17 protein-coding genes are annotated in these 17240 nt (G+C 64.5%); all 17 read left to right on the top strand.

Features of this window, described 5'->3' with window-relative positions; all coding sequences use genetic code 11:
* Positions 1-32: 32 nt before the first annotated feature.
* The 17 genes from C1931_RS13635 to C1931_RS13555 all read left to right on the top strand — a co-directional run bounded on the left by C1931_RS13635 (position 33) and on the right by C1931_RS13555 (position 17240).
* Positions 33-1406: a VapE domain-containing protein gene (locus C1931_RS13635; protein ID WP_234412822.1), complete on the top strand. Its 1374-nt coding sequence runs from the start codon at positions 33-35 to the stop codon at positions 1404-1406.
* A 425-nt stretch (positions 1407-1831) separates the two neighbouring features.
* Complete coding sequence (locus C1931_RS13630; protein WP_108756748.1) at positions 1832-2341, top strand: terminase small subunit; 510 nt, start codon at positions 1832-1834, stop codon at positions 2339-2341.
* Positions 2338-4434 carry a terminase gpA endonuclease subunit gene (locus C1931_RS13625; RefSeq protein WP_108756747.1) on the top strand — a complete coding sequence of 699 codons (2097 nt, stop codon included), beginning with the start codon at positions 2338-2340 and terminating at the stop codon, positions 4432-4434. The genes C1931_RS13630 and C1931_RS13625 overlap by 4 nt, the downstream gene beginning before the upstream one ends.
* Positions 4431-4760, top strand: a complete 330-nt coding sequence (locus C1931_RS13620) for a hypothetical protein (protein WP_159095504.1) — start codon at positions 4431-4433, stop codon at positions 4758-4760. The genes C1931_RS13625 and C1931_RS13620 overlap by 4 nt, the downstream gene beginning before the upstream one ends.
* A 138-nt stretch (positions 4761-4898) precedes the next feature.
* Entirely contained in the window at positions 4899-5117 is a 219-nt protein-coding gene (locus tag C1931_RS13615; protein WP_108756745.1) for a primosomal replication protein PriB/PriC domain protein, read from the top strand.
* A complete protein-coding gene (locus tag C1931_RS13610) occupies positions 5114-6640 on the top strand; it encodes a phage portal protein (protein WP_159095503.1) in 1527 nt (508 codons plus the stop codon). Before C1931_RS13615 ends, C1931_RS13610 begins: the two co-directional genes overlap by 4 nt.
* Positions 6637-8949 carry a ClpP-like prohead protease/major capsid protein fusion protein gene (locus C1931_RS13605; RefSeq protein ID WP_234412821.1) on the top strand — a complete coding sequence of 771 codons (2313 nt, stop codon included), beginning with the start codon at positions 6637-6639 and terminating at the stop codon, positions 8947-8949. The genes C1931_RS13610 and C1931_RS13605 overlap by 4 nt, the downstream gene beginning before the upstream one ends.
* Positions 8950-9031: 82 nt before the next feature.
* Positions 9032-9391 (top strand): capsid cement protein, encoded by a 360-nt coding sequence (locus C1931_RS13600; protein ID WP_159095502.1) that lies wholly within the window; start codon positions 9032-9034, stop codon positions 9389-9391.
* Positions 9392-9469: 78 nt separating this feature from the next.
* Entirely contained in the window at positions 9470-9901 is a 432-nt protein-coding gene (locus tag C1931_RS13595; protein ID WP_108756742.1) for a structural protein P5, read from the top strand.
* Positions 9901-10242: a hypothetical protein gene (locus tag C1931_RS13590; RefSeq protein ID WP_108756741.1), complete on the top strand. Its 342-nt coding sequence runs from the start codon at positions 9901-9903 to the stop codon at positions 10240-10242. Before C1931_RS13595 ends, C1931_RS13590 begins: the two co-directional genes overlap by 1 nt.
* Positions 10239-10730 carry an endopeptidase gene (locus C1931_RS13585; protein ID WP_108756740.1) on the top strand — a complete coding sequence of 164 codons (492 nt, stop codon included), beginning with the start codon at positions 10239-10241 and terminating at the stop codon, positions 10728-10730. Before C1931_RS13590 ends, C1931_RS13585 begins: the two co-directional genes overlap by 4 nt.
* Positions 10727-11071, top strand: coding sequence for a hypothetical protein (locus C1931_RS13580; protein ID WP_108756739.1), 345 nt, complete (start codon positions 10727-10729; stop codon positions 11069-11071). Before C1931_RS13585 ends, C1931_RS13580 begins: the two co-directional genes overlap by 4 nt.
* Positions 11064-11546, top strand: a complete 483-nt coding sequence (locus C1931_RS13575; RefSeq protein ID WP_108756738.1) for a hypothetical protein — start codon at positions 11064-11066, stop codon at positions 11544-11546. Before C1931_RS13580 ends, C1931_RS13575 begins: the two co-directional genes overlap by 8 nt.
* A 13-nt stretch (positions 11547-11559) precedes the next feature.
* Positions 11560-12360, top strand: coding sequence for a hypothetical protein (locus tag C1931_RS13570; protein ID WP_108756737.1), 801 nt, complete (start codon positions 11560-11562; stop codon positions 12358-12360).
* Positions 12361-12431: 71 nt separating this feature from the next.
* On the top strand, positions 12432-13082 hold the full coding sequence (locus tag C1931_RS13565; protein ID WP_108756736.1) for a hypothetical protein: 651 nt from the start codon (positions 12432-12434) through the stop codon (positions 13080-13082).
* Positions 13075-16827, top strand: a complete 3753-nt coding sequence (locus C1931_RS13560) for a Laminin subunit alpha-2 (protein ID WP_108756735.1) — start codon at positions 13075-13077, stop codon at positions 16825-16827. The genes C1931_RS13565 and C1931_RS13560 overlap by 8 nt, the downstream gene beginning before the upstream one ends.
* Positions 16824-17240: a hypothetical protein gene (locus C1931_RS13555; protein WP_108756734.1), complete on the top strand. Its 417-nt coding sequence runs from the start codon at positions 16824-16826 to the stop codon at positions 17238-17240. Before C1931_RS13560 ends, C1931_RS13555 begins: the two co-directional genes overlap by 4 nt.

Here is a 17240-nt window from a genome sequence, read left to right as displayed (position 1 = left end):
ATGCGGGAATGAGCGTGGGGACAAGGCGCAGGATGACGGTGATCGATGGTGGCGGCGCGCCACCGCCAGGCGATGGCGGGGTAGATCCCGATGCCTGGAAGTCGAACCTCACCAAGAATCGAGACGGCAACGTCGAGGGGACGCTGCACAACCTGATCCTGATCATGGAGAACGATGATCGGTTGAAGGGGCTGTGGTGGCTCAACGATTCCAGCAATCAGGTGAAGCTGCACAGAGATCCGCCGTGGACGGGCGGCAGCCGGGACGAGTTCATCGACTCTGATGCCTACGAGCTGGCGGCCTGGCTGCAGCACCCGGACCGGTACTGGATGAAGTGCAGCGATGACCTGGTGTTGAAGGCGGTCATCGCCGTCGCACGCCGGCACCGCCGCCATCCAATCAAGGACTATCTCCGCGCCTTGGAATGGGATGGGGTGCCCCGCATCGAGCGAATGCTCGTCGAGCTGTTCGGCGCGGCGGACAATGCCTATAGCCTGCGCGCAGCGCAGTGCTTCATGGTGAGTGCCGTGGCTCGCATCCTGTGGGTGGATACCAAGCAGCCCAGCGTGGGCGCGCAGGTGGACTTCATGCTGGTGCTGGAAGGTGAGCAGGGTAAGCGGAAGTCCAGCGCCCTGCGCGCGATCTTTGGCAGCGAATGGTTTGTCGAGACCAGCGAATCCCCCAGTAGCAAAGACTTCTACCAGGTCATCCAAGGAGCGTGGGGTGTCGAGATCGGCGAGATGGACTCGTTCTCGAAGGCGGACGTGACCAGCGTAAAGACCGCCATCACCAGGCGCGTGGACAAGTTCCGCGCACCGTATGAGCGTGTGCCCCGGTCCTACCGCCGCGAGTGCGTGTTCGCCGGCACCACAAACGAGCACCAGTACCTGCGCGACCCTACCGGTGGCCGGCGCTTCCTCCCCGTGCGAACGGACGGGGACGTGCAGATCGCACAGATCGCGACACTGCGCGACCAGCTGTGGGCCGAGGCTGTGACCATGTTCGACGCTGGGTTCGAGTGGTGGGAGCTGCCGGCTGACGCGAAGGAAGAGCAGGCCAGCAGGTACGTGGGTGACAGCTGGGAGGGGCGGGTTGAGCAGTGGCTCGACGTTCGGATGGAGTCGAGCAAGTACCCGATACGCTTGGCGATGGCGACGCAGATCGACTGGGCAACCACGGACAACCTGCTGACGTACGCAATCGGACTGGACCCCGGAAAGCACGGGAAGCCCGAGCAGATGCGGGTGGCGGCCATCATGAAGACGCTGGGCTGGGAGCAGCAGCGCAGGCGCTGGCCCGATGGTGGTCGAGAGCCGCGGTGGTTCAGGCCTGGCCTCACGATTGATGACTGGCTGGCGTCAGCGCAGCGGTCCGTGCAGGAGGCCAGTAGTGGACCTGACTTCTGACCAGACCTACCGGGCTTCGTCCACACCCGTCCAGACCACTGACCAGACCTGCCGCCTACTGCGACAGCGCTGTCCCGACCGTCCACACCTTTCCTCGCGCGCGTAAATGCACCGACACATCAGCCAGCTTTTCAATTGCTCAAACCAAATAAATAGGTGTGGACGGTATGGACAGTGTGGACAGCCTAGAAGCGCCAGGGGTTCCGAGCGTCCAGACCTCGCTGTGATGGTCGGGACGGTCAGGACGGCCACCATGTTCCACGCGAATCATCGGGTGGTGGGTAGGCCGGGTGGGGCAGGGGGATGGGGGCAGGTCGATGGGTCCTCCCCAGCTTCAGATTCCACGGGTATTCGGTCGCGCAATTTGTGCCTAGTCATGAAGCATTTCCAAGGGGGTTGTAGTGGTTTCTGATCTGAGCAGCCCGATGAAACAGGGTGCCTTCGGGGACCTGGTGGGCATTTCCCAGCAGGCTGTCAGCGACCTGGTGCGTCGTGGCGTACTGGCAGATGGTGCTGCCGGCGATGAGTGGCTGCTTGCCTACTGCGACCACCTGCGAGAGGTGGCTGCGGGCCGAGGCGGCGAGGCGGGTAAGGATCTGACCGCCGAACGGGCCCGGCTGGCGCGTGAGCAGGCTGACCGCTTGGCGATGCAAAACGCTGTGACCCGGGGCGAGCTGGCGCCAGCGCACCTCATGGAGCAGGTGCTGTCGAAGGTTGGCGCGCGAGCGGGTCGCATCCTTGAGACGATCCCGGGCACGCTGCGCCGCCGGCTTCCGCAGTTGAAGGCAGCAGATGTCGAGGTCGTGGCTCAGATCGTCGCCAAGGCGCGGAATCTGGCCGCGTCTATGCGCCTGGCTGACGTGGATGCCGATGATGACGCAGATGAGGACGCGGCCACAGTGACGCCGGTGGATGCCGAGGATCAAGGCGAATGACGCTCCTTCGTGGAATCGATGCGAGCCAGCTGCAGGCCGTGGAGCGCCATCTCCAACGCGGGCTCGCATCCTGGGCGGTTCAAGAGCCGATCACGCTGGAAACCTGGGCTCGGGAGCACTTCTATCTCTCCGCCGAATCGAGCTACGTCGAGCAGAAGTGGACTCCATGGCCGTTCCAGCGAGGCATGATGGCGGTGATCAGCAACGATGACGTGGCTGAGGTCTCGGTGAAGAAGTCGGCGCGTGTCGGCTACACCAAGATCCTGCTCGCCTTCCTTGGCTACAACGCAGAGCACCGCCGTCGTAACCAGTGCATCTGGCAGCCCACCGACGACGACTCGGACGATTTCGTGAAGTCAGAGTTGGAGCCGATGCTGCGCGATGTGGAATGCATGCGCGCTGTATTTCCGGCCTACCTAGCCCGGCACAAAGACAACACGCTGCAGCAGAAGAAGTTCATCGGCTCGTTGCTGCGCGTGCGCGGCGGCAAGGCGGCGAAGAACTACCGTCGTATCTCCGTGGATGTCGCATTGCTCGATGAGCTTGATGCCTTCGACAACGACATCGAGAAGGAGGGGGCGCCCGACTCGCTGGCGGCCAAGCGTCTGGAAGGCGCGACCTTCCCCAAGCTGGTGGCCGGAAGCACCCCGAAGCTTAAGGGGTTCAGCCTGGTGGACACCCGCTACTCCCAGGCGGATGAGCGATTCACCTACCAGGTGCGCTGCCCGCAGTGCGATGCCTTCCATGCGCTGACCTGGGGCGGCAAGGACGAAGCTCACGGATTCAAATTCGAGCGCGACGCGGATGGCGGCGTCGTTCACGTGTACCACCTCTGTCCGCACTGCACCTACCCGATGACGCAGGCTGAGTACCTGCTGGCCGCTGAGCAGGGAGAGTGGGTTAACTCGCGCGGTGACATCTGGCTCCGCGCCGATGGACGATTCACTACCCCGGATGGCCAAGTGGTCCCGGCCCCTCGGCATGTGGCCCTTCACATCTGGACCGCGTACAGCCCGGCTGTTGCCTGGCCGCAGATTGTCCGTGAGTTCTTGGAGGCGTACGCCAAGCACCAGGAAGGTGACGACAGCAAATTGAAGGCGTGGACCAACACGACTCGGGGCGAGACCTGGGAGGGTGAGGTCGAGCGGACCGATGCCGATGAGCTGGCGAACAGGGCAGAACCATTCCCGCTGAAGACGATGCCGCGGGACTGTTTGCTGCTCCTGTGTGGCATGGATACTCAGGACAATCGGCTAGAGGCCGGCGTATGGGGCGTGGGGCGGGGTGGACAGATGTGGACCATCGACCACCGCGTGTTCTTCGGTAACCCAGCGCAGATGGAGGTCTGGAACGAGGCGGAGGCATTTCTGCGCGAGCAGGAGTACAGCCATGCCTGCGGCCGGGCGCAGCGGATCTATGCCACCGCGATCGATTCGGGCGGTCACCATGCCGACGCCGTGTATGCCTTCGCACACAAGCTGAAGGCGCTGCGCGTGCACGCCGTCAAGGGTGCCAGCGGCCAGGAACGGTCCATCGACAATGGCAACAGCCGTGTGAGCTATCGCTTCAACGGCCGCATCGAGAAGCATGGGCCAGTGCTCTGGCACGTGGGTACGAACCTCGCGAAGGACAGGTTCCAGTCGAGGCTGGACGTCGCCACCCCGGGCCCTGGCTACGTGCATCTCTCCAATCAGCTCTCGCCGGAGTGGTTCAAGCAGCTGGCGGGCGAGATCCGTGCGACGCGCCGGATGAAGGGCGGGTCCGAGTCCAGGTGGACTGCAACGCGCAAGCGGATCGAGGTTAAAGACTGCCTGACCTACGAGATATGGCTGGAGGAACGGCTCGATCTGTGGGGACCAAAGAAGGCGAAGTGGTGGGATCAGTTGGAGGAACAAGTGCAGCCTGAGAACGATCTGTTCAGTCTTCCGCCTGCTGCGGACGTTACCGCGGCGACGACAGTGGCAGCCGTGCATGCATTGCCGTCCGCTCAGGTCGAGCGGAAGCCCACGCCGGCGCCCGTGCGAGTAGCGTACGATTCCCGTGAAACGTCGCGCGACGACTTCGGGTCGAGCGGATGGAGCAGCCGCCTATGAGCAACTCGCGTGACATTGACGCGGCTGAGCAGCTGCGTCGGCTGGTGGTGCGGGGGATTGTGGAGCAGACAGGTTTGAACGAGGAACACGCCATGCCCTACGCGACGGCGGTGATGACCGTTCTGCAGACCGAGTACGGTGGTGAGCGCCTGCACATCCCCAAGGCCGCCGGGCAGGACAAGCCGTGCTCACGCGTAGAGGTGATTCGCGCGGAGCTGGCTGAAGGCCAGGACTGGCGACTGGTCTGCCGCCGGCACGGTGTATCGCGAGCCGCGTTGTATCGAATGTTCCCGGGTGGACTGCCGAAGCCGTCCAGAGTCGGCTGACGAATCCGAAGGCCGTCTCACGTTCTGGCAAAGATTGAGACGGCCGGCTTGTAAGTGACTGATTCTGCGAGGCGCTGCGCGGTGATCGTCTCACTTCGCTGGTAACGGTTGAGACGGCTCCGTCTCCAAACTAGTTCCATGCCGACGCCCGCTCAAACCATGCTGGAAATGTACCTGGCCGCCGAAGTTGCGGTACTGCAGGGACAGTCGTTCCGCATGGGCGAGCGGCAGTTGAATCGCGCGGATCTGGCGGAGATCCGCGCAGGCCGCCGCGAATGGGAGGCCAAGGTGAGCATGCAGGCGCGAGGCGGTAGCCGCGTATCTGTGGCGCTTGCAGACTTCCGGGGGCGTGAGTGAACCGCCTTGACCGTGCGATTGCTGCCGTAGCGCCCAGCTGGGGCGCGAAGCGCGCAATGGCGCGTGCGCGCATTGCGGCCTACAGCAGCGCCTACGACGGTGCCACGCCCAGTCGCCTGCGTGAGGCCGCGCGTGAATTTGGATCCGGCAACACGGCGGTGGCCAGCGGTGCGACCCGCATCCGCACCCAAGCGCGGCACCTTGACCGTAACCACGACATCGTGGTTAACGGCTTCAACCAGATGGTCCAGAACGTGATCGGTCGCGATGGCATCGGCATCGAGCCGCAGCCGCGCGACGTAAACGGGAACATCGTGGAATCGCTGGTCGATCAGATCACGCCGTTGCTGCGGGACTTCTGGAAGCGGCCGGAGGTCACCTGGTGCCATGACTTCGGCGCGGCACAGCGCCTGATGACCCGGACGCTGTTCCGCGACGGAGAGGTGCTGTACCAGGATCTGATCGGGCCGGTGCCGTATCTCGACCATGGCACCGTCGTTCCCTACAGCATCGAGATGATGGAGCCTGATCTTCTGCCGATGGATCTGAATGATCCCGGCCGGAACATCCTGCAGGGCGTGGAGCGAAACGCCTGGAATCGCCCCATCGCGTATCACCTGTACAAACAGCATCCCGGCGACCCGAACGCGGTCATGCCGGAAGTGAAGCGCGTGAGCGCTGACTTTGTTCACCACGCCAAGATGGTCGATCGCATCGGCCAGGTACGCGGTGTCAGTCTGCTGGCGTCAGTCCTGACCCGCTTGGATGACCTGAAGGACTACGAGGAATCCGAGCGCGTCGCCGCCAAGATCGCGGCCAGCATGGCTGCCTTCATCATCAAGGGTGATGCGCAGAGCTACGGCGAGAACGACACGTTGCCGGAACGCAGGACTATGCGGTTCCAACCGGGCATGGTGTTCGACGACCTGGTGAAAGGTGAGAGCGTCGGCACAGTCGACACCAATCGCCCCAACCCAAATCTGGAGACCTACCGCAACGGGCAGCTGCGTGCTGTGGCCGGCGGCATGCGGGTGTCGTTCTCGTCGCTGTCGAAGAACTACAACGGCACCTATTCCGCGCAGCGGCAGGAGCTGGTTGAGCAGTACGGCGCATACGGTGTTCTGGCCTATGAGGTGATCTCGCAGATCGTTCGGCCGATCTACGAGCGCCTCATCCGGGCTGCAATTGCTTCTGGCGATCTGGTTGTTCCGAGTGGCGTCTCGCTGACCACGATTACCGATGCGATGTACATGCCGCCGGTGATGCCGTGGATCAACCCGGTCCATGAAGCGACCGGCCTTCGCATGATGATCCGCGCCGGAATTCGCTCGCTCACGTCGGTCATCAGCGAGCGCGGTGGGCGCATGTACGACACGCTGGAAGAGATCCGCAACGAACGCAAATGGGCCAGAGACCTGGGAATCATTCTGGACAGTGATCCGGGCCAGGTAAGCGATGCGGGCGTTACGCAAGCCCGGCCGGACGGCACCACTCTGCCGAACACTTTCGAGGATACGCAATGAACCATCTGATCATAGGCAAGAATTCACTGCTGGCCAGCGCCGTACTTGCCGCAACCTTCGCCTTTGACTCCGCTGACATCGAGGCGATGCAGCCAGAGGCGAAGGGCAAATCGGTCCTCGCGCTGAACACCACCAGTGGCGGTGAGGCTGATCTGCTGATCTACGGCCCAATCGGCGACTACTTCTGGGGCGAAGGTGTCACTGCTGCCAGCGTGGTGGAACAGCTGGCCGGCACCACTGTGAGCGTGATCAACGTTCGCATCAACTCGGATGGCGGCGTGGTCACCGACGGACTTGCCATCTACAACGCGCTGAAACAGCACCCGGCGACGATCAACGTGACCGTGGACGGTGTTGCCGCCAGCATCGCCAGCCTGATCGCCATGGCTGGCAGCTCCCGTCGTATGCACGAGAACACGATGCTGATGCTGCACGGTCCGCAGGGCGGTGGCTGGGGCTTCGCTGGCGACCTGCGTGAGCGGGCCGATCAGATCGACGTGTATGGGCGCCAGATGCTGGTGACGTACTCGAGGCGCGCCAAGAACCCGGCTGACATCGAGACGATGCTGACCGATCGCAAGGACCACTGGCTTACCGCAGCCGAGGCGCTGGCGCTGGGCCTGATCAGCGAAGTCATTCCCGACGCGCAGCCCGAGCCTGAGGACTCCGTCGCGGCAGCAGCTCTGCTGTCCTATGTGAGTGCGATCTCCGGGACCGAGGGCGCCGTGCATGCCCAGCTGCGCAAGCACATCCAGGCAACCACCACCGCTTCAGCCTTTGCCTCGCTCCGCGAGGTTCACCAGCGGGCCGTTGTGGCCCACCTTGAGGAAACCAGCATGAAACAGCAGTGCCAACTGATCATGGCGCAGGCGGGCACCGCTCCGGCTGCACCGGCCCCCGCCGCCCCGGCGCCGGCCGCACCCGCCAGTCCGGTTCCGCCGGTCGCAGCAGCTCCTGTTGCTGCTGCCCCGCTGGCCGCGGGCGCGACGGTCGAGCAGGTGATGGCGGCCATCTCGGCTCGCAACACCGCCATCCGTACCGTCTTCGCAGGGTTCCGTGAGGTCAGCGGCGTCCAGGCGCTGGAGGCCGAGTGCCTGGCCGATGCAGCGATCACCGAGGACGTCGCTCGCGGCAAGCTGCTGGCGCGGCTGGCGGCCGGCGGGCAGCCGCTGGCTGGCAACTTCAGCTCCACCATCACTGACGTGGTGCCGGAGGAAGACAACCAGCGCCGCGCCCAAGTCAATGCGCTGCTCGCCCGTGCCGGCGTGCTGACTGGTGCTGAGGCTGAGACTGCCCGCAACGGGAACCCTTACACGCACACCACGCTGATGGCGCTGGCCGAGCGCTCCCTGATCCAGGCCGGCGTGAACACCCGTGGCATGGACCGTGAACAGATGGCTCGCCGCGTTCTGGCGGTGCAGACCACCAGCGACTTCCCGGTGTTGCTGGAGAACGTGCTGCACCGCGTGCTGGTTGGCGCCTACAACCTGCAGCAGTTCACCTGGACCCGCTTCTGCGCGACCGGCACGCTGTCCGACTACCGTCCGCACAGCCGCTACCACCTGTCCTCGTTCTCCGACCTGAAGCCCGTCAATGAAGCCGGCGAGTATGAGAACGGCGTGCTGGGGGATGGCGAGGCCGAGACCATCAAGGGCGCCCGCAAGGGCCGCATCCTGCAGATCACCCCGGAAGTGCTGGTGAACGATGACCTCGGCGCTTTCGTGCGCATCACCACGGCGTTGGGCCAGGCCGCAGGCCGCACGATTGAAAAGGATGTCTACGACGTTCTGAAGCAGAACGGCGGTCTGGGCCCGGTCATGAAGGACGGCAACACTCTGTTCCACGCCGAGCACGGCAACATCACCGCTGGCGCTCCGGTCTCGGTCGATTCCTTCGACGCCATGCGCCAGCTGATGGCGCTGCAGATGGACCCGGGTGGCAACGACTACCTGGACATCTCGCTGTCGCGCTTCCTGGGCACGGTGGCCATGCATGGCCGCGCGACCCTGGTGAACAACAGCGAATACGACCCGGACGTGACCGGCAAGTTCCAGGTCAACAACACGTCGCGCGCAACTTTCAGCGACATCATCACCTCTCCGCGACTTGGCACCGGCAAGGGCTGGTACGGCTTCGCCGATCCGAACGTGGAGCCGGTGATCGAAGTCGCGTTCCTCAACGGCGTGCAGACGCCGGTGCTGGAGCAGGAGACCAACTTCCGCACTGATGGCCTCAGCTGGAAGGTCGTCCACAAGTACGGCGTGGGTGCGGTGGGCTGGCGCGGCGCAGCCTACAACCCGGGCGAGTAACCGCCTACCTGGCTGCGGCATTTGTGCCGCAGCCCCGGGCTCCTACTTCATTCATGCAAGACGCCAACTGAGGACCATCGTCATGGCGAAGAACTACAAGTTTCCGGGTGCGGTGATCGATATCGTCGCGGCCTCCGCTCTGGTCAGCGGCCAGGCATCCATCGTCGGCCAGCTGTTGGCCGTCGCGCTGGTGGATATCCCCGCCGGCAGCAAGGGGAGCGCCCAGATCGAAGGTGTGTTCGAACTGCCGAAGCTCGCCAGCGCCAACATTGCTGCAGGCGCGGGCCTGACCTGGGATGCCCAGGGCGGGCAGCTGATCGTGGCCGGCGCCGATGCTGGCGACCTGGAGAACTGCGCGGTGGCTATCGCTGTCGCTGGCAGCGGCACTGCAACCGTGCTCGCCAAGCTGACCCCGGGCTCCGGTTCGGTGAAGTCGGCGTAAGTCACGGCCGGCACCGCTCACAGACGCCCGGGTGGCGTGAGCGGTGCCGGTTCTTCTTCAGCGACAACGGGGGATCGCATGGGCACCACCAGCACGCCGCGCGGCGTACGCAACAACAATCCTGGCAACATCGACCGCACCGGCACGCCGTGGCAGGGGGAGGATCGGTCTGCCGCGGCCATCGCCCGCGAACAGCGCTTCTGCGTGTTCCTGACCCCGCAGGCCGGGTTCCGCGCACTGGCGAAGACCCTGCTCACCTATCAGCGCAAGCACGGCCTGCGCACGGTGAAGGAAATCATCGGCCGCTGGGCGCCGCCGGTTGAGAACAACACCGGTGCGTATGTCCAGCAGGTCGCCGCGGCGGTTGGCGTTGCGCCTTCAGAAGTCATTCGACTGGACAATGTGGTCACCCTCACCCGTCTGGCGACTGCCATCGCCAAGCACGAGAACGGCGGCTTGTACTGGCGCGCGGATGTGATCGCCGCCGGCGTTGCAGAGGCTCTGACCTGATGGTCGGCGGCGGCGTCACCGCCACGGCACCCTGGTGGGCTGCGGGCAGCGTGGTTGCGCTGTGGCTGTTTCGCGAGACGTGGACGGCGTTCCTATCGCGCAGGAAGGACCGCACTGAGACCGACGCGAATGTCGAGCTCATCAAGGGCCTCTCCGAACGCATCGGAACGTTGGAGCAGAGGGTTTCGCTTCAGGACGAACGGCTGCAGGCAGAGATGCAGATGCGCCTCAGGGCACAGGAAGAGGCCAGCGCGCTGCGTATGCGCGTCCGCCAGCTTGAATCCACGCTACGTGGGCTTGGTGCTGTCATCCCGCCCGAAGATCCGGCGGTGTCCGCATGATCCGCGCCCTGACCGTCGCCATCCTGCTGCTTCTGGGCGTCATCGTCTGGCAGCGTGGATCGGTCTCTATCGCTCACCGCGATGCCGATCAGGCTGCGTCCAGCCGTGACGCCATGCAGGGTGAGCGTGATGCCGCTCTGGCTAAGGCGGACGCCGCCGCCCTGACCCTGAAGGAAGAGCGCAAGAGCGCCGCGGCTGCGAACAACCTGGCTGCCAAGTTCGAAAAGGAAAAAAACGATGCACAGAAATCGACTGATCGTCTGGTCGCTGATCTTCGCGCTGGCAACCAGCGCCTGCACCAGCGTTGGCAAGCGTCCCTCGCCACCGCAGAGCTGTCCGCGGCCGCCGCTGCCGCCAGCCAGCCTGATGGTGGAGCCGACGACCGAATCGAAAGTGCGGGCCGAGCTGTTGGCGCCGCCGCCCAGTGTGACGCCCAGGTGAGAGGGTTGCAGGCATACGCGCTGCTCTGTTCGGGAGGTGCGAAGTGATCGAAGTCGAGTTCCTGCGCGAGCTGGACGCATCGCTTCATGCGGCCTTCGCCTTAGCAGGGATGGCGTCCACTGGTACGCACACGGCGAAGAAGGATGACGTGGTGACCGCTGGCGTCCGGATCTACATCGACCGTGACGTGGAGACCATCGGCGAGCTCCGTCAGTTTGTTGCCGGGCGTGTCGAGATTTCCTACCTGCGCGCGGATGTTGAGCCGGAGCAGGGAGATCGGTTGGAGGTAGGCGTTGCCGGGCGTGGTGCTGGCGTTGAGGTGTTCATCAATGCCAAGAAGCTTAGTGACGACGGCTCGCGTAGCCGGTGGCTGGTGAGCCGTGGCTGATGTGAAGGAGCCTCTGTCCTGGCAACTGGTGGAGTTCCTGCGTGATCGTGTGCGGAAGATTCGCACCGCAGCTGACTTCCTGACCGATATCGGCGCTGGCTTGATCATCATTGACGATGACGAAGTGAGCGAAGACCAGTCGCAACCCGCCACCGTTATCTCGGTTCAGCAGCTCTCTCGTAGCGGCGGTGGCAATGCCCAAGCGAGCTCCGATGCGGCGATCACCATCGAATTCGAGGTGCCGCGGGGAGGTGGCCAGGTGAACCCGCGGCTGCTGGTGCATCGTGCCCGCCACGATCTGATCCGCGCACTGACCTTCAACCAGAAGCTGCTGCCGAAGGGCGTCACCGCGTTTGAAGTGCTGACAACCCAGATGGCAACCCTGGAAGACGACGCAGGGCATTCCGCCGTCGTCGCTCAGATCACCGCGCGGGCTGGTCTGACCGAGACCTTCGAGCCCGTCCCCAACCCGTAGGAGCAACACCACCATGCCACAGCCCAAAGTCCGCAAGTTCGCAGGCGATCTGCGTTTCTGGGAGCACGGCGCCAACGGCGCTCGCATTCCCGTCATCCCCGAGCCGGCCGACAAGTTCGGCAACCAACCGCTGGAACAATCGTCGCTGACGTTCAGCTATGAAGCCGGCGACTCGGTGGAGATCAAGAGCAAGCGGCGTGATGCGCGCTACCAGCAGATCATCCACAAAGATTCCAATCCCGGCGTTACCAGCGTGTCCATCACCGCACTGGAAGTGCCGCCCGCGATCCTGGCCCGCATGCTGTACGGCACCCTGGTGGCCACCCAGGTCGCCGCCGGTACCGCCACCGACGTGTCTGTGACCGTGGATAGCGTGGACACCCCGGTCAAGCTGCCGCACAACTTCCTGCTGGCCGACACCGCGCCGGTCTTCAAGAAGGGTGCCGTCGACCTGGTGGAAGGCACCGACTACACCCTCGATCCGGTGCACGGACTTCTGATTCCGAAAGCCGGCGGCGCTCTGCAGGCCGGCAACACCGTGGTGGCCACCTACACCTACGACGCCTACCTCGAAACCGCCATCAGCGGCGGCACCACGCCCAGCAAGTCCTTCCAGATCCTGGGCGACATGCAGGACCGCATCAGTGGTGACGAAGGCTTGCTGACGATCCCGAACGTCGACCTGACCGTGGATGGCGACGTGGACTGGTTCAGCGATGAGCCCATCCAGGTGACCCTGACCGGGCCGGTGATCTTCCAGTCCGGCGAGACCGATCTCTACACCTTCAAGATCGCGGCGCAGTCGGCGGGCTGAGCGGGCTAGTGACCTCGGCAAGGGGAGGGCGCCTGTGCGGCGCCCTCCCGGCATGAATCAGGAAGGGCTAAGTGGCATCCAATCGCGCCAACAACCTGCTCAAGTACTACGTCAGTGGCCGGCGGGCGAAGGGTTTCCACGGCCTGACTGATCTGGCTGGCGAGGTCCTGAACCGCTACGACCTGTCTGTGCAGCGGGCATTCGTCGGGCTGCAGCGCCGTGCCGGGCCGGCCACCACGCAGGAGGTCCGCGCCTCCTACAACATCCGTGCATCGGCCCTTCGTGGCAAATACCGGGTTGAGACGGGAACGCGCGGTTACAGCACGGGGAAGCGGGGCAAGGATGACTTCCTGGCGATCTGGGCCAGCACCCGGCAGATCTCGCTAATCGAGTTCGGCGGTCGTTGGGCAGGGCGTAGATCGAAAGGGGCCACCGCAAGTATTGGCCTGGGCGAGGCAAAGACATACGACGGCGCCTTCATCGCGACGATCAAGGGCCGCAGGGCAATTCGCGTACGTAGCTGGGATCGGGCGCAGCAGATGCGATATGGCCGCGGCCCGGTTCGCATCCTTCGCGGGCCCAGCCCCTTCGAAATGCTGTCCGGCGCTGACGGCAACAGCCGTGCGCTTGCCGCGCGGCGCCGGCTGATGGACCGATTGCACACCACCTATGTGACTGAACTGCGCCGCCAGTGGCGCATCAATGGAAGCTCCAATGGCTGATCGGCTGGAAGAAGCAATTCGGGTGGTCATTGAAACCCAAGGCCGTGAGGGCGTGGACGAACTGCGCGCTGCGTTCGGCGACCTGGGCGATGTATCGGTCGAGACGGCCGGCAAGGCATCCAAGCTTCTGGACTCGCTTACCGGGTTGAACGCCGCCGCTTCGAAGGCTGACGCGTTCGAAAGCATGATGGCTGACCTGGCCGAGCTGGAGCAGCAGTTCGGCGCCAACCAGCAGGCCGCGCTGTCCCTCAGCCTCAGCATCGGCGAGATGGAGAAGCCCTCGCGCGAGGTGTTGGCTGCCCAGCGCGAGCTGCGCAAAGAAGGGGAGCGCCTGCAGAAGGCGCTTACCGAGCAGTGGGATGCCGTTGCCAAGGCGGATGACGAACTGTCATCCTTGGGCGTCAACACCGCCAATCTGGCCGACCACCAGCAGCGCCTCCGTGTCGAAGCCACACGCAGTGCGGCAGCGCTGACCGAGCAGGCTCGAGCCGCTGCGGCCGAGGCTGAAGCTGGTGCCCGCCGCAAGCAGCAGATCGCTGAAGGCGAGGCCGCCTTCCGTAAGCAGGCAAACACCAGCAAGGCCGCCGCGAAGTCGCTGGCCGATTACCGTGAGCGTGCCGCTGAAGCGGCCGCCGGCAGTGGCGATCTGGCCACGGCTACAGAGAGCACGGTCAGTTGGTTCGGCAGGCTCAGGGCGGTGGCCGCTGGCGCGATCGCGTTTGTCGGCCTGAATCGGGTAGTGGATGGCATCAAGGCCATCGTGAAGGAGGGCAGCGACGCGGAGCAGGAGCTCGCGCAGTTGGAGGCAGCCCTGCACGCCACTGGCCGCACCAGCGAATTCACGGCGCAGAGCCTTGCGACCATGCGTCAGCAGCTGCAGAGCGGGCTGTTCGATGATGGCCAGATCAGCGCGGCGCAGGTGCGCCTTCTGTCCTACACGAACATCGTAGGCGAGCAGTTCCCGGCAGCGATGCAGATCACCATCGACCAGGCCCAACGGCTGGGCATGTCGCTGGAACAGTCGGCCGAGACCGTGGGCAAGGCTCTGCAGACGCCGTCCAAGGCGATGGAAAGCCTGAGCAAGCAAGGTTTTACGCTGGATGACAGCCAAAAGGCGCTGATCAAGAGCCTGGAAGCCACCGGTCAAGTTGCCCAGGCCCAGTCCATCATTCTGGATCTGCTGGCAGAGTCATACGGCGGCGCGGCAGCTGCGGCCAAGGTTGGCACAATCGCCGGCCTGTGGAAGACCGCAACCGACCGGTTCAAGGACTGGAAGCAGGAAGTCGCCGACCAGGGCGTGCTGACCTACTTCAAGGAACAGCTCACGACCCTGCTGACCACGCTTGATCGACTGGCCGCCGACGGCAGTCTGTCGCGCTGGGCCAAACAGACCGCCCAGGCCATCGTCACCATGGCCGAGGCGGTGAAGGGCTCGACGCAGTGGGTTGTTGACCACGCCAGGGTCATCGGGCTGATGGCAGCAGCGTATGCCCAGTTCAAGATCGTCGGTGCGCTGATGCAGCTGAACGCTTGGCGTGCTTCGCTGATTGCTACGACCAACGCGCAACTCGCAAACAATGCGGCCGTTGCCAGTGGCAGCCGAGGCCTGGGTAGGTTTGGGGCGCTGTTGCGCGGCTTGCCTAGGGTGGTCCCCATCACGGTGGCGGTGCTGGGCTTGGAAGCTGCAGTGGGTGGGCTCGATGCGCTCAAGACCGTCGCGCAGGACATCTGGAAGCAGCATGACCCTGCATTGAAGCGGGCGGGCGAGGCGCAGCGCGCCTACATCAACCAGGTGCGTGACTCTGCGCTGCAGCTCCGGCAGCAGGCTGTTTCCTTCATTGCCTACCGTGACGTGGTCATCAAGACCTCGGATGAGGTCGCGCGAATGGGAGAGGCAGAGCGCCAGGCCTATGAGAAGCGTCTCTCCGGTCTCGAGCAGTACCTGACTGCGCAGGAGGGCTTCCTGCTGATGCAGCAGAAGGCCGGTACGGCGACGGCAGAGCAGCTGCAGCAGTTGGGCCAGGTGACCCAGCGCCTACTGGACGTATCCACTGGCTTCGCTGCGCTCAGCAGCGGCGCCCGTACCGCTGCAGACTCGCTGAAGACCGGGATCAGTGGGGCGGCGCAGCTGGTGGTCGGCCAGCTGGAAGGTATCGAAGGCAATGCCAAGCTGGCCACCGAGTCCATCGGCAAGCTGTTCGCTGGGCTGAACTTCGCCGATGCAGCGAGCTTGGAGGCTGTTGGCGCGGCGCTGGGGTATGTCGCCACGCAAGGCGGTGCGGCAGAAAAGAACGTGCGCGAAGGGCTGCTGGAGGCGCTGCGGAAGCTGTCCGGTGAAGAACTGGCAAGGTTCCAGGCCTCAGCCCAATCGGCATTCGAGGCCCTCCCGAACGCAGCGGTAGATGCTGCAGCGGTTCTGGATACCACCCTGCTGGCCGCCCTGGAGAAGCTGGGCGTCTCTGCTGACCGGATGGGGTTCCGCTTTACGGAGTCCGGTAGCGATGCAATCGCCGCGTTTGGCGCCGTTGCTGAAAGTGCGGTGGCCACGGGCACGCAGATCGAGACCGCATTCAAGGCGGCGCTGGGCAAGGTGGCGACGCTGGATGAAGCCCGCACACTGGGCTCGCTGCTGGAGGCGGCGGGCAAGCAGGGCAAGATCGGGTTTGATGCGGCGGAGCGTGCTGCCGCTGCGCTGAACATGCGCCTGCGCGATATCCAGACGGCCTTGAACCCTCTGGCGGACGACTTCGCCAAGCTCGGTATCCAGTCGCAGGAATCGCTGAACGCGGCCCGGGATTCGGCCAAGGCGGCGTTTGAGTCCATCCAGCGTGGCGCCTCCCAGGGCAAGGCCAGCATTGAAGATGTGCGGCGGGCCTTCCGCGCCTATTCGGATGCTGCGCAGGCGGCGGTGGCCGATAGCGACCAGTGGCGCCAGGCCCAGGTCCAGTCCCAGCTTCAGGTGCAAGGCCAGATCCTGCAGACCGGGCAGAACTTCAAGGGCATGGGTAACGCCGGCCAGGTAGCCATGGGGCAGGTTGAGGGCGGCGCGATGGCCGGACGCGCCGCCATCATCCAGATGACCCAGGGCGTGTCGGAAGCCACCGGTGAAGTGGCCAACCTCGGGGACCGGGCCGAGCAGACCGGTGGGCAGTTCGAAAAGGCTGGAAAGGCAGCCCAGTCCATGGCCTTCAGCATCGGCGAGATCTCCGAGGCCGCCAAGCACGCGATGACCAACCTGGGGAACACCAACCCGTTGCAGAATTTTGCCAATGCGCTGAACAAGTTGACCGCCCAACGAAAGCAGCTGGCGGGCCTGAAGAAAGAACTGGAAGAGGCTGGCAGTGCTCAGGACAAGTTCCTGGAGTCTGCGAAGGCCGGCCTACAGCGCCAGTTCGATTTCGTGGGCGAGTCGGAACTGAACGAGGTTGCGCAGCTGCAGGCAGGTATCGCCCGGCAGCGCGCCGAGGCTGACGCGGCCGCGCTGAAGGCTGCTCAGGACCGCCTCAAGGCCGTCCAAGCCGAAGCCGAAGCACAGGCCCAAGCCGATCGGGCGCGCATAGGCGGGGGATCGAGCAAAGAGGAAGTGCTGGTGATCGACTGGCGGACCCCGAGCAAGGAAGTCATGGCTGCGGCCACTGCTGAAGAAAGGCAGTTCGCTGAGCGCATCGTCGGGTTGGTCGCGCCAGCGGTGCTGCGCAAGGTTCAGCAAAGCCGCGCGGTGTCCGTACGCGGGAGGCAGGGATGACGCGCATCACGCTCGCCGGCATCGACCTTCCCGCCGATCTGCAGTGGACCGACGAATTCACCGGCTGGCAGATCGGTCAGCAGGTACGAAACAGCCTCACCGGTGCGCTGATCGTGCAGGAGTCCAAGCGCCAGGCCGGGCGGCCGATCACGCTGCAGAGTACGCGCGACGGTGCTGCCTATGTTGGTGTGGTCTCACTGCCAATTCTGCGCGCCCTGCAGGACAGCGAATCCACCTTGCAGATTGCCCCTTTGGAGCTGGTCCTTCCTGCCCACAACGGCGGCGAGCGAACGTTCCAGGTGCGCTGGCGTCGCAGCGAGGGCGCGGCCATTGAGGCTGACCCGCTGCGGTTCGCGGCGCCTGCCATCGACCAGGACCACTTCTCTGTCACCCTTCGCCTTATGACGGTTTAA

The sequence above is a fragment of the Stenotrophomonas sp. YAU14A_MKIMI4_1 genome (genome assembly GCF_003086855.1).
Classification (GTDB): domain Bacteria; phylum Pseudomonadota; class Gammaproteobacteria; order Xanthomonadales; family Xanthomonadaceae; genus Stenotrophomonas.
The sequence above is the reverse complement of the archived record's forward strand: the minus strand, read 5'-3'. Positions and strand labels throughout refer to the sequence as shown.